The organism is Microbulbifer elongatus (assembly GCF_021165935.1).
GTDB lineage: Bacteria > Pseudomonadota > Gammaproteobacteria > Pseudomonadales > Cellvibrionaceae > Microbulbifer > Microbulbifer elongatus.
In genome coordinates this window covers 2793854-2807600 of the sequence record NZ_CP088953.1, presented here as the reverse complement: position 1 = coordinate 2807600, position 13747 = coordinate 2793854, and the positions used below count along the sequence as shown (strand labels likewise).

The following is a 13747-nucleotide window of genomic DNA, read 5'->3' as shown; positions in this document are numbered from 1 at the left end:
GGCATTTTTTAGCAGAGAAGCCAGTCACAACAAGAACGTTACCAACAAAAGCTATAAAAGAAGTTCCATATGCTCCGATTTATCATCAAGCGCGTGCTGGAAGCCATTCCCACGCTGTTTATTCTGATTACGGTCTCCTTCTTCCTGATGCGCTTTGCGCCCGGCAATCCTTTCTCCGCTGAAATCACCATGACCCCAGAGGTGATGGCGAATATCGAGGCAAAATACGGTTTCGACAAGCCGGTCTACCAGCAGTACTTCAGCTATCTCGGTGGTCTGCTGCAGGGTGATCTCGGTCCATCCTTCAAATACAAAGACTTCAGTGTGAACGAGCTGGTGGCGCAGGCCTTACCGGTCTCGGTCAAGATCGGCCTGTTTGCGTTTATTGTCGCGGTCACCTGCGGGGTGTGCTTTGGCACCATCGCCGCGCTGCGTCAGAACACCTGGCTCGACTACACCATCATGACCAGCGCCATGGCCGGAGTGGTGATCCCCAGTTTTGTACTCGCTCCGTTACTGGTATTGATCTTCGCCATCTGGCTCGACTGGCTTCCCGCCGGTGGCTGGCACAATGGTGCGGCCCAGTATGTGGTGCTGCCGGTGCTGGGGATGTCCCTGTACTACATCGCGTCCATCTCCCGCATTATGCGCGGCAGCATGATTGAGGTGCTGAACTCCAACTTTATCCGCACCGCCAAAGCCAAGGGCCTGTCCATGCCCTATATCATCGTGCGCCACGCACTGCGGCCGGCCATTCTGCCGGTGCTGTCCTATCTGGGGCCGGCGCTAGTGGGGATTATCACCGGATCGGTGGTGATCGAGACCATTTTCGGTTTGCCCGGAATCGGCCAGTTGTTTGTCAACGGTGCCCTCAACCGCGACTACTCCATGGTATTGGGCCTGACCATTCTGGTCGGCGCGCTCACCATCACTTTCAATGCGATTGTCGACATTCTGTACGCAGTGGTCGACCCCAAAATCCGCTACGCGTAAGCTGAGGTCACCCAGATGTTATCGACTACTGCCAATAGAGAAGCGGTTGAAAATCTTTCTACACAGCTGGAAGTCAAAGGCCGCAGCTTGTGGGACGACGCGCGCCGCCGCTTTTTCAATAACCGCGCCGCCCTGACCAGCCTGATCATTCTTGCACTGGTCACGCTGTTTGTTTTTATCGGTCCGGCTTTGAGCCAGTTTGCGTTTGATGAAGTAGACTGGGGCGCAATGCACGCCGCACCTTCACTGGCCTCCGGCCACTACTTCGGCACCGACTCACTCGGCCGCGACCTGTTTGTACGTACCGCCATGGGCGGACGCATCTCACTGATGGTGGGTGTGATGGGGGCGCTGGTGGCGGTCCTGATTGGCACTCTCTACGGCGCCACCGCAGGCTTTGTCGGCGGTCGCACCGACCGTGTCATGATGCGTACGCTGGAAATTCTTTACTCTTTCCCGTTTATGTTCTTCGTCATCCTGCTGGTGACGTTCTTCGGTCGCAATATCCTGCTGATCTTTATCGCCATTGGCGCGGTCAGCTGGCTGGATATGGCGCGGATCGTGCGCGGTCAGACCCTGAGCATTAAAAGCAAAGAGTTCGTCGAGGCGGCCACCGTTTACGGGGTATCCAAGTGGGCCATGATTACCCGGCATATTGTTCCCAACGTACTGGGCATCGTCGCGGTGTATGCCACGCTGCTGGTGCCCCAGATGATCCTGTTCGAGTCCTTCCTCAGTTTCCTGGGACTGGGTGTTCAGGAACCCATGACCTCTTGGGGCTCACTGATGAACGAGGGCGCGCAGACCATGGAGATCGCCCTTTGGCAGTTGATTGTGCCCGCGCTCTTTATGGTGACGACCCTGTTCTGTTTCAATTTTATCGGTGACGGCCTGCGCGATGCGCTGGACCCGAAAGATCGCTAGAGAGGTACCCATGAGCTTACTGAATGTGCAAGACCTCCGCGTCGAGTTCACCACGCCGGAAGGGGCTGTTACCGCCGTCAATGACCTGAATTTCTCCCTCGAGGCGGGAGAAACCCTTGGTATTGTCGGCGAATCCGGATCCGGTAAAACCCAGACTGTATTCGCGATGATGGGACTACTGGCGAAGAATGGCATTGTCAGCGGCAGCGCCAATTTTAAAGGCCAGGAGATTCTGGGTTTGCCCGAACGCGAATTGAACCGGATTCGCGCCAACAAAATCGCAATGATTTTTCAGGACCCGATGACTTCGCTGAACCCCTATATGAAAGTGGGCAATCAACTGGCGGAGGTGCTGGTCAAACACAAGGGATTGAGCAAAGGGGACGCCCTTGTCGAAGCCAGGCAGATGCTCGATGCGGTGAAAATTCCCGAGGCGCACAAACGCCTCAATATGTACCCTCACGAGTTTTCCGGCGGCATGCGTCAACGGGTAATGATCGCCATGGCGTTGCTGTGCCGCCCGGAACTGCTGATTGCCGATGAGCCCACCACCGCACTGGATGTGACGGTTCAAGCGCAGATTCTCACGCTATTGAACGAACTGAAGCGGGATTTCAATACCGCCATCATCATGATTACCCACGACCTCGGCGTTGTGGCCGGTGCCTGTGACAAGGTTCTGGTCATGTATGCGGGGCGCACCATGGAATACGGCAGCGCCGACGATATTTTCTACCGCCCCAGCCATCCGTACAGCGAGGGGCTGCTGCAGGCGATTCCACGGCTCGATTCAGAAGAGGGGGCTTTGCCCACCATCCCCGGTAATCCACCCAATCTGCTCAATTTACCCAGCGGCTGCCCATTTCAGGAGCGGTGTCACCGAGTACAGGAGCACTGCCGCCAGCAGGCCCCTTCGTTGACCGCTTTCGAGCAAACGCGCATGCGTGCCTGCCACGCCGATCTAGCCGAAATTCTGGAGGCCAGCTGATGCGGAATATACAACGCACCGATAACGAAGTTTTGCTGGATGTCCAGGCGCTCAAAGTGCACTTTTCCATCAAGCAGGAAAACGCCTGGCCGTGGACCAAACCCGCCAACCTGAAGGCGGTGAATGGTGTGGACCTGAAGCTCTACGCGGGAGAAACCCTCGGTATTGTGGGGGAGTCCGGCTGCGGTAAATCAACTCTGGCGCGCGCCATTATCGGGCTTACCAAAGTGACCGATGGCAACGTCTTGTGGCTCGGCCAGGATCTCACCGCGCTGGATGAAAAATCCCTGCGCGCCACCCGCAAAGACATACAGATGATCTTCCAGGATCCCCTGGCTTCACTCAATCCGCGCATGACCATCGGCGATATTATCGCCGAACCGTTACGCACCCTGCGCCCGGACGTTCCCAGGGAGGAGGTCAGCGAAAAAGTGCAGGCCATGATGAAGAAGGTGGGCCTGCTGCCCAATCTGGTCAACCGATACCCCCACGAGTTCTCCGGTGGCCAATGCCAGCGCATCGGAATCGCACGGGCACTGATTCTCGACCCGAAGCTGATCATCTGCGATGAGCCGGTGTCTGCACTGGACGTTTCGATTCAGGCGCAGGTGGTCAATCTGCTCAAACAGCTGCAACGGGAAATGAACCTGTCGCTGATCTTTATCGCCCACGACCTGTCGGTGGTAAAGCATATCTCCGACCGGGTCATCGTCATGTACCTCGGCAACGCCGTAGAGGTTGGTACTAAGGACAAGCTCTTTGCCGACCCCAGGCACCCGTACACCCAGGCATTGATGTCGGCGGTGCCGATCCCAGACCCCCAAAAAGAAAAGCACAAGCAGATCCAGTTGCTCGAAGGGGATCTGCCATCGCCGATCAATCCCCCAAGTGGCTGCGTATTTCGCACCCGCTGCCCCCATGCAGCCGAGATCTGCGCTGAACAGGTGCCGGTCTTGCAGGGAGAGCTGGAGCATCAGAACGCCTGCCTGCGCAGCACGGAATTAGCGACTTAAAGGAACTATGAACGCGATTGCAATCGAACAGCTCTGCTTCGCATACGCCGGCGGCACGCCGGTATTGGAGATTGCCGATTGGCAGGTGCCACAGGGCAGCCGCGTGTTTCTGCGCGGCCCCTCCGGCTCTGGTAAATCCACTTTGCTGAATCTGCTTTCCGGCACTCTGGTCGCGCCGAACAAGCAAGGAGGGCGGAAGCTACAGATCTTTGGGCAGTCGCTGAGCGCACTGAGTAACCGTGGACGGGACCGGTTCCGCGCGCAGCGCATCGGTGTGGTGTTTCAGCAGTTCAATCTGATTCCCTACCTGAGCGTTATGGACAATCTTCACCTTGCGGCCCATTTTGGCCGCGGTGGGGATGTGCGCGAGCACGCTACCCACTTGATCACACAGCTAAAACTGCCAGTTGACCTGCTGAAACGGCCCGCACAAGCACTTAGCGTGGGGCAACAGCAGCGAGTGGCAATCGCCCGTGCGCTGATCAACCGGCCTCAGCTGTTGCTGGTCGACGAACCGACGTCCGCACTGGACCGGGATGCCCGCGATGCATTCGTGCAACTGCTGATGGAGAATTACGCCAGTGAAGAGAGCACGCTGATCTTTGTCAGCCACGACACCACACTGGCGCAACATTTTCCGGTGACCGCCGACATGCGCGACCTGAACAAGGCCTGGAATCCGGAGGCCACGGATGTTGCTTAAGCTGGCCTGGCGCAGCCTGATGCACCGTCGCGGCAGTGTGCTGCTGGCAGTACTTTCCGTAGCCGTGAGCCTGACGGTATTGCTCGGGGTCGAGCAGATACGTAATCAGGCCCGGGACAGTTTCAATCGCACCGTCTCTGGGGTAGACCTGATCGTCGGTGCACGCACCGGAGAGATTAATCTTCTCTTGTACAGTGTATTTCGCATCGGCACGCCCAGTAACAATATTTCGTGGCAGGCATATCGCGATATTGCGGAGCAACCACGGGTTGCCTGGACTATTCCAATTTCCCTCGGCGATTCCCACCGCGGCTACCGGGTGGTCGGTACCAGCGAAGCATTTTTCAATCACTATCAGTACGGTCAGGGCAGGGCGCTGACCCTCGCCAGTGGACATCCATTTGCAAAGACCCACGATGTGGTACTGGGTGCCGCGGTGGCAACGCAATTAAAGTATGAGCTTGGCGACTCTGTGGTGCTCGCCCACGGCTTGGGAAGCACCAGTTTCAGCCATCACGAAGAGCACCCATTTACCGTATCCGGAATACTTGAACCCACCGGTACCCCGGTAGATCGTGCCCAGTATATCAGCCTGGAGGGAATGGAAGCGGTTCACAAGCCGCACGGTCAGGTGCACACTGATCTGACCCCCAGCAGTGTTACCGCCTTTATGCTCGGGCTGGACTCCCGCGTCGCCACTTTTCAGCTACAACGACAGATCAACCAATACCGTGGAGAACCGTTACTGGCCATTTTGCCAGGTGTGACTCTGTCGCAACTCTGGCAGATGCTGGGTATGGTGGAGAAAATATTACTATTGATTTCCGCGATGGTGGTTCTTGCGGCGTTGCTCGGTCTTTGCATTATGTTGCTGACCTCCATGCGCGAAAGGCGCAGGGAAATTGCACTGCTACGGGTAATTGGTGCGGGGCCACTGCAACTGTTTTTGCTGATTCAGGCGGAGGCACTATTGGTGGTGCTGCTGGGAGCAGCCGGAGCATTTCTGGCGGTATTCGCGGGTCAATGGCTTCTGGAACCGTTGCTCAGCGAACGTGTCGGTATTTATCTGACCGGTACGCCATTGATTAAGCAGGCTGTAACATTGATCGGCGCTGTGCTGGTAACGACGTTTGTCGTCGCCGCCGTCCCGGCCATCAGCGCCTATCGGCAGTCGTTAAATCAGGGGTTGCAGACGCAACCCTGAGTCATCGGATGGATTCCATTCCTATTCGGCTTTTCCTATTTCCCGATTGAAAAAACAATACCTGTGCCGTCGCTGACTGGCACAGGTATCAGTAATCAGAACTGGTGCCTTAGGCCCAATATCAGATTACGGCCACGCAATGGAGACTGCTCTTTGACGAAAGATGTGTGCATAAATGCCAGCTCGTTCGTCAAATTCACCCCACGTAGATAAGCCTCCGTCGCGTCGTTATTAAACTGATAGCTAATCGTCATGTTCGCCATATTATAGCCATCGGTCGGTGTCTCATACGAGGCAACACGGTCCTGACTGGCGGTACGATAGTACTCAAGATTCGCCGCGAAAGGACCGGATTCCCAGTCGTAGCGCACACCAAGGCGGCCAGGTGGCATCCGCGGCAATCGGTCGTCCTCGCTTTTCAAGTCGGCATCGACATAGTCACCAAAAACGGTCACTCGTGATACAGGCGAGAACTGATGGCTGATCTGACCATCGATACCAGTAAAGTCTGCGTCTGCAGCCACGTACATCAGGTAGTTATGCGCAACACCCGTCGCATCTTCGGTTTCGAGGTGACGGGCAAAAATGTAGTCCGTCACATCCTGGTAAAAGACACCAACTTCAAATTGCGTGTCACCGCTGGTTTTGCGGAAGGTGAGATCAAGCGAGTCGGCAGACTCCATAATATCCGCGGAGTTTTCAGGGAACGAACTCGATGCCCGGTTGCGCTGGGTAAGCCCCAGTTCATAAGAGTTCGTGGCCAGGTTATTACCATAGGCATAGAGTTCCCGAACATTCGGCGCGCGCTCCGTACGTCCAATCGATACAGATGCCGAGTAGGCCTCGTCAAAATTCCAGGTCGTTGCGAACGATGCCGATAATGGACTGTGTTTCGAGCCGGGGTTGTTCTCTATGAAATCTTCGGCTGCCTCATCTCTAAAATTGTCAATCCAATTTTCCCCATAAAGGCTGACAAACACCGGCAACAACATTTCATAGCCGGGGCGAACATTCTCAATCAACTCCGGTACCGGCCGGGAAATCTCACGATGATCCTTCCGGATCGCGAATTCCACATCGAGCTGACCGAACGACCGGCTCTCATTCAGAAATACCGCATAGTTCTCGGTCTTGTACTCAATGGGCGGGCCATAACTGGTGAGTGCCATGTAAATCGAGGTTATCAAACCGGAGTTTTGTACCAGATTTACATCCAGTCCCGAAAACGTACCATCGGTGTATTGCACACCGAAAATACCGCTAAAGCCGAGGAGGGGCTCATGAGTGAACTCCAAACGCGCATCATAGACTTCATTCAGGTACTGGCTGAAAAGCGAAGGGCCGTCGATTTCCTCGTGCTCATAGTCCGTATACGAGAGGCGCATACGTGTATGCGCAATACCCGGTAATAATTGCGCGTAATCGGCCCGCACATCCACACGTTCACTGCGCAGATCGATATAAGCCGTATGGTCGTCGGACGAACCAAAAGGATCTTCGAATTCGTCATGTGCCTCACAGTGCAGATCCGCCCCATGCGTGTGGCAGACACCATTCAAGTGGCTGTGGCCAGGCAGACCGTATTCGGCGTCCTGCCGCGTATAAGCGGCGCCAATATACCCCTTGTCATTGATCCACGACGCACCCAGACTAAAATTTGAGCTTTCGGAAAAGGAGTCGGCCAGCTCATCGGCACCGAACTCGCTGGGAATATCGTAGTTCTCGCTTTCGCGGCTCGAACCTTCAACGTGGAAAGCCACATTACCGAGCCCCATTGTCATCCGTCCCACAGCAGTCTGCTCTCCGTCACCAGACCCCAAACGCACCTCCGTCGCGCCGGAAACTCCCCCTTCCGGGACCGCCCGCGGGACTTTACTGTCGACAAGGTTTACCGCGCCGTTGATCGCGCCTCCGCCGTAACGGGTCGCTGCTGGTCCGCGCAACACTTCGATTGCATCGAGCAACAGTGGATCGGTAACAATGGCGTGGTCTGGAGACACGGAAGAAGCATCAAATACATTCGCGCCATCCATCAGAACCTCAATCCGGGGTACCGTCTGGCCACGAATCACAGGGCGCGAGGCTCCCGCACCAAAGTTATCAAGGTGTACACCGGGCAGGGCATTGAGCGTTTCACCCAGTGTACCCTGGCGTCTCTGGGCCAATTCATCACCGGTGAGAACCGTCACCGGCTGTGTCGTCTGGCTGTCCAGCCCGCGATAGGTTTCTCCGGATACCTGCACGTGCTCCAGTTCGTTGGACTGGTGGTCATCATTGTTCAACTCAGTATTTTCCTGAGCAATCGCAGAGCCGTGCGTAAAAATCAGGCCGGAAAATACCGGTAATGCATGGGCCAGTAGCCGTTTTGGAAAGTTATTCATCTGGATCCTATAGAAAATAGACTCAGTGGCTTCCGCAGTAACACGGAACATACTGCGGAATAAAGGCACGATACATCGTAACTATTACGATGAAATGGATATACGCCGAAGTGGACACAGCTTCGGCAGGGCGTAGCGAGGTACCCAGTGACTGAAACATCGCAGATTTGTTCAGCAGGTGCCTGCGCCGGCCAATTCTTCGTCAAATAACAATCTGGCGCCCAGTTCTACGTACGGCTTCTTATTTTACTCTCGTGATGTTATACCGCAACATAATTGCGACGTGGTAATGAGGAATTCATTCAGCGGTACCTCCAGTCACGCTCATCCCATCGATAGCTGGATAAAAAACGATCAAGGCGGAAGATTATGTCGAAAGTAAGATTCAATGCGCTGCTAACAGCGAGTATGGCAGTCGTGTCTTACACGAGTATTCCTACATTGGCTCAAGACCAGAGCGGGGCTGAACAAGGAGAGAAGCCAGACGCGAGCGCGAATGTCGAGCCGATGGAAGAGGTAGTGGTTATCGGCAGTAATATTCGTGGTATTGCTGCAGGCGGCGCTTCCCCCGTGATCAGTTTCGACAAGACCGATATCGAGAATACCGGTGCGGCAACCATGCAGCAGTTTTTTGAAAAACTGCCACAGAACTTTGCCGGTGGCGCCAATGGCGCAAATGTCGGGAACCTGGGGGTCGACCGTGATACCGGGAACAATTTTGGGCAGGGAACCTCCATCAACCTCCGAGGACTCGGTACCGGCACCACATTGACCTTGATCAACGGGCACCGGGTATCGTCGTCTAATCGCTATCAGTACGTCGACGTATCCCTGATACCAATGAGTGCGGTGGAGCGTGTAGAGATCCTGACCGATGGTGCCTCCGCCATATACGGGGCAGATGCGATCGGCGGGGTGGTCAATATCATCATGCGACAGGACTTTACCGGGTATGAGACCAATATGCGCTACGGCGCGGTCACCACCGGTGGTATGAACGAATATCAGGTATCCCAGGCGGCAGGGTGGTCATGGGAGGGCGGCCGCGCACTGGTCAACTACGAATATCTGGGACAGGACAACCTTTCCGCATTGGACAAGGATTTTTCCAGTGACGTGGCATACACCCCCTATGATCTGTACCCCGCCTCAAAGCGCCATAGCCTCTATATGGACGGGCTTCAGCAAATCAACGATTTTCTGACTCTGAATCTCAGCGCATCCTATGCCGACCGGGAAATGGATACCAATATCGCAAGCCAGTGGGATATCACAAACCTGTTTCCGCAGACCCGGCAATACGACCTGTTTGCAGGACTTACCCTGCAGTTACCCCAGCAATGGCAGGCGCGGCTGAACGCCGGCTACGGTAAAAACGAAGTCCGCTACGAGCGCACAACCATTGAGGATGGCGTAGCCGAAACCGCACCGCCGACGGATACCAACTCGACGATTGCCTATCTGGACCTAATTGCGGATGGGGACCTGTTCTCCCTACCAGCTGGCGCCGTGCGTGCTGCCGTAGGCACCAGCTTTCGCCGTGATGAGTACGACCTTATGGACTATCGCGGACTCGAAGACCCCTACAATCCGAGTAGGGATATTTCTGCCGCGTTCAGCGAATTGAATATCCCGTTACTGAGCAACCAGCCAGGGGCCCACAATCTATCCCTGACCATCGCCGCCAGGTACGATGATTACAGCGATTTTGGTTCTACTACCAATCCCAAGTACGGCGTGCTGTGGGAAGTGAATGAGAGTCTCGCGTTTCGAGCCAGTTATGGAGAATCGTTCCGCGCCCCCGTATTCACCGATATGAAAACAAACAATGGAGCCTACGTTTTCAGCCTGCCCAACGCCAATGCACCCAGTGGCAGAACCAACACCTTGATGCTTTCCAATGGCAACCCGGATCTGGAGCCTGAACGCGCTGAGACCTGGACCGGCGGATTTACTTTTTCGCCGCAGTCGATTTCAGACCTCACCATTCAGGCAAACTACTATCAGATCGATTACGCAGACCGAATCGATGTCGGGTATGTGGGCAGCATCGGCGCACTGTACGCGGACTCCACGGATCCTTATACCTCCATATTGACATTCAACCCGACGGCGGAAGAAATCGAGGCCGCACGACAGATGGGACTCACCGGTGGTGCATTTCGCGTGATTCGTGGCGGCCCCTATGCTGTTCCCGAGGATCAGGACGAATTCGACACCGCAGCCATTCTTGATAATCGGGTTCGCAACAATGCAGAAACTTCGCAACGGGGCGTTGACCTTGATGTGCAGTACAACGTCGACGTTGGTGACAACCAGGTTGGTCTCAGCCTTGCGGCCTGGTACATCATCGACTCCACGCGCCAGTTGACCAGCACTTCGCCGGAATCAGACGCCCTGAACATGGTGTATCTCCCCGTCGACCTCGAGGTGCGCAGCGGTGTGACACTTAACCGGAACAAAGTGACCGGCGGCGTATTTCTGAATTACGTAGACAGCTACCGCGATCCATCCAACATGGATGATCCAAAAGTAGACTCCTGGGCGACGGTGGATATGAACCTGGGCTACGACTTTGTGGGCGAAACGAATCTCACCCTGAACATTCAGAATGTATTCGATGAGGATCCACCCTTTGTCCTGAATGCCCGTGGTACCGGTTATGATCCCACCAACGCCACTGCGCTCGGGCGATTTGTGTCCCTTTCCATGACCTACGAGTGGTAGGGCAGTAGCCGTGACCAGTGCCAACGTAAGTTGCCGATGCTGACGGTAGCCGCAACACAACTCAAGCTGATGTGGCGCGAGCGCCGTTTGGCCTGGCTCGCGCTCGCCATCGTGTCGCTCGTCGGGGCATCACTGGCTACCAGTGCCGCGCGCCTGTCGTCCGAGGCACAGGAACGGCAGGCTGTCGCGCAGGAAGAAGGGCGGTTGTGGGATAGTCAGGGCGTGATAGATCCGCATGAGGCAGCTCACGTAGGGCGGGCCGTGCCAGCACCGGTACGTCCTCTGGCGGCCTTCGACCCAGGGTTGACGGAGTATGTGGGCACCTCTGTCTTTATCGAGGGGCACGCGCAAAATCCGGCTCGCCACAAACCCGCCGAACGAGGCGCCGCAATCAGTCGCTTTGGTGGCTTCTCGGCAGCGTGGACACTGCAAGCCATCGTACCGTTGCTTGTCATTCTCGCCGGGTTTTCCACCATGTCTGGCGAAGCAGCTCGCGCCCGTCTTCGCCAGGAACTCGGTGCCGGAGCGAACGCGATGGTACTGGTCGGGGGAAGGCTACTGGCCCTCGTAATTGCCGCAGGGCTGCTGGCGATGATTCTGATTAGTGCGACCCTGCCCGCGATCGCAGCACCAGAAGCGGGCAAGGTTGATACGATAACTCTCATTGGTTTGGCAGCGGGCTACATGCTATATCTGCTCATATTCTGTGCCATCACGATAGCCATATCCGGTTTGTGCGCGTCGGCGCGTACTGCCCTGGTGTTGTTGCTCGGGTTTTGGGCAGTATCCACCGTACTGGTACCCCGTATTGCACCAGCGATCGCTGAGTCGCTGGAACCGACGCCTTCTGCGGCGGCGTTCAGGGCTGCGGTCAAGGATGAGGCCACGCAGGGTGTCGATGTCCACAACGCGAGTGACGAGGGGGTAATCGCCTTTAAGGCGGAGCTGATGGCACGCTTTAACGTCACCCGGATAGAAGACCTGCCTATTAACTTCAGAGGCGCCGCTTATGAATATGGCGAACAGCTGTCAACGGATCTATACAATCGTCACTTCGAGCAACTCTATGATCTGTACCAGAAACAGGAGTACATAAAGCGCACCTTCTCGGTGATGTCTCCAACTATTTCTATACAAGCCTGGTCCCGCGCCCTCACGCTTACAGACTTCGGTGCCCACCTCAATTTCTTACGTGGTGTCGAGGACTACCGATACCGCCTTGTGCAAACCTTGAACAGGGAAATCAAGAACCAAAAGCCCGTTGGCGAGGACCGGAATCACCATGCAGATATAGCTTCGATTACGCGGAGTGTTACCTATACGGAGCAGCAGGCACCGACCGGCCAGCTATTGAATACTCAACTGCCAAATCTTGTAATCCTTGTTTTATGGGCCGCGATCGCACTGATTCTGGTCGCTGTTTCCGCGCTACGCCTGGGACAGCGGGTATGAGCAAATTCCTGGTAATCGGCGGGTACGAATTCCGTCGCATGCGTCGCGACCGCGGGTTTCTGGCGCTTTTGCTTCTGTTGCTGGCACTCAGCAGCTATGCAATCTGGAATGGTATTGAGTGGACCGATAAACGCCATGCGGCCATTGACCTCATCAAAGCAGAGGAAAGAGATCGACGGGCCTTCGGCCGTCGATTTGTAGAGTCGCAGCTGGTGATTCCCGCTACATTGGCAGTACTCCCGCCCACCGAGATGTCCGGAATTTCGATCGGGCAGGCAGATGCCTACCCATTCCACGCAGAAATTTATCCGCTGCACGATTACTCAACCCTGTTCAAGCGTGTATGGGGAGACATTGGCAGTCCGGACGTGCGCGCAGCCGGACGCTTCGACCTGGCTTTTGTGATCGTACTCCTGCTTCCCCTGGTTCTTCTCGCAACTACCTACGATTTGTGGTCGAAAGAGCGAGAGCGCGGCATCGCCGCACTGGTGGTGTCACAGCCCATTGCAATATCCCCGTTAATCTGGGTCAGGGCTGTCACTCGTGGAGTGTTGATACTCGGACCATTCATCGCATGGATTGTGAGTGCCTCGATATGGATGGGCGCGAGGGACCTGGCCAACCTGGTCGCACTTGCCTGTATCGTTTTCATATACGGTGCTTTCTGGATCGCCATTGCCGTATTGATCAACTGTATTACCCGTCGCTCGGCAGAAGCGGCAATAGCTGCCGGTGCAGCCTGGCTGCTGATTGTGGTGATGGCGCCTTCACTAACTCTCGCTGCCGTCGATGTGATCAGGCCGGCACCATCTGCAATGGGCTTCGCGACGGCCCTCAAAGCGCGCAAGGCTGCGGTTAGCAAGCAACTGCAAGAGACTGCCGAAACAATCACGATAAAGGTCCGGGAATCATCACCCACCATTCCTGACCGTCTGCGTGAACGCTACGGGGAGCGAGTGGCATTGGACGAAGCGCTGTGGCCATTGATCAGCGCGCATAAACAAGCCGAGCGTACGCGCCGCGATCTGCTCGATACCATACGATTCTTTTTGCCAGCCGTCGCCATACAGGATGCGTTAGATCGTGTCGCAGGATCGGATGCAGATCGCGCAATAGTTTTCGAGCAGCAGGTACGCGCCACACAAATGGCTCTGCGGCAGCGGTATAAGACACACCTGGATAATGACACTCTGCTTACGCTCGCAGAATACGACCGGGAACCGGGGTTCCAGTTTAAGGAGAGTGATAAAGTGTTTGAGACAAGGCTTGTGCTGGACCTTTTAACAGCCCTGATCGCAACAATTCTTATTGTGGTCGCGGTGTTTTCCCTGCGCAAAAAATTAGCAACACCTTAAAGGACCT

General features: G+C 55.6%; 10 protein-coding genes. 9 read left to right on the top strand and 1 reads right to left on the bottom strand.

The genetic code is table 11. The annotated features are described in order from the left end of the window. Positions 1 to 69 precede the first annotated feature (69 nt). The 6 genes from oppB to LRR79_RS11470 are packed head-to-tail and all read left to right on the top strand — an operon-like array spanning position 70 to position 5825. Positions 70 to 993, top strand: a complete 924-nt coding sequence (gene oppB, locus LRR79_RS11495) for an oligopeptide ABC transporter permease OppB (RefSeq protein ID WP_231757345.1) — start codon at positions 70 to 72, stop codon at positions 991 to 993. A 15-nt stretch (positions 994 to 1008) separates the two neighbouring features. After that, entirely contained in the window at positions 1009 to 1917 is a 909-nt protein-coding gene (gene oppC, locus LRR79_RS11490) for an oligopeptide ABC transporter permease OppC (RefSeq protein WP_043316311.1), read from the top strand. Positions 1918 to 1927: 10 nt separating this feature from the next. Next, positions 1928 to 2905, top strand: coding sequence for an oligopeptide ABC transporter ATP-binding protein OppD (gene oppD, locus LRR79_RS11485; protein ID WP_269455076.1), 978 nt, complete (start codon positions 1928 to 1930; stop codon positions 2903 to 2905). Then, the gene (gene oppF / locus LRR79_RS11480) at positions 2905 to 3918 is read left to right on the top strand and encodes a murein tripeptide/oligopeptide ABC transporter ATP binding protein OppF (RefSeq protein WP_231757343.1); all 1014 of its coding nucleotides are present in this window, start codon (positions 2905 to 2907) and stop codon (positions 3916 to 3918) included. The genes oppD and oppF overlap by 1 nt, the downstream gene beginning before the upstream one ends. Positions 3919 to 3925: 7 nt before the next feature. Next, complete coding sequence (locus tag LRR79_RS11475) at positions 3926 to 4621, top strand: ABC transporter ATP-binding protein (protein WP_231757342.1); 696 nt, start codon at positions 3926 to 3928, stop codon at positions 4619 to 4621. Beyond that, on the top strand, positions 4611 to 5825 hold the full coding sequence (locus LRR79_RS11470) for an ABC transporter permease (RefSeq protein WP_231757341.1): 1215 nt from the start codon (positions 4611 to 4613) through the stop codon (positions 5823 to 5825). The genes LRR79_RS11475 and LRR79_RS11470 overlap by 11 nt, the downstream gene beginning before the upstream one ends. A 95-nt stretch (positions 5826 to 5920) precedes the next feature. Here LRR79_RS11470 and LRR79_RS11465 read toward each other — a convergent pair whose 3' ends face one another. Further along, positions 5921 to 8206 carry a TonB-dependent receptor domain-containing protein gene (locus LRR79_RS11465; RefSeq protein WP_231757340.1) on the bottom strand — a complete coding sequence of 762 codons (2286 nt, stop codon included), beginning with the start codon at positions 8204 to 8206 and terminating at the stop codon, positions 5921 to 5923. Positions 8207 to 8575: 369 nt separating this feature from the next. Between LRR79_RS11465 and LRR79_RS11460 the strand changes: the two genes are divergently transcribed. From LRR79_RS11460 to LRR79_RS11450, 3 genes are read left to right on the top strand one after another with little or no spacing between them, the layout of a single operon-like run. Beyond that, positions 8576 to 10933 (top strand): TonB-dependent receptor plug domain-containing protein, encoded by a 2358-nt coding sequence (locus LRR79_RS11460; RefSeq protein ID WP_231757339.1) that lies wholly within the window; start codon positions 8576 to 8578, stop codon positions 10931 to 10933. A gap of 36 nt (positions 10934 to 10969) precedes the next feature. Beyond that, entirely contained in the window at positions 10970 to 12385 is a 1416-nt protein-coding gene (locus LRR79_RS11455) for a DUF3526 domain-containing protein (protein ID WP_231757338.1), read from the top strand. Then, a complete protein-coding gene (locus tag LRR79_RS11450) occupies positions 12382 to 13740 on the top strand; it encodes a DUF3526 domain-containing protein (RefSeq protein WP_231757337.1) in 1359 nt (452 codons plus the stop codon). The genes LRR79_RS11455 and LRR79_RS11450 overlap by 4 nt, the downstream gene beginning before the upstream one ends. The last annotated feature ends 7 nt before the right edge of the window (positions 13741 to 13747 follow it).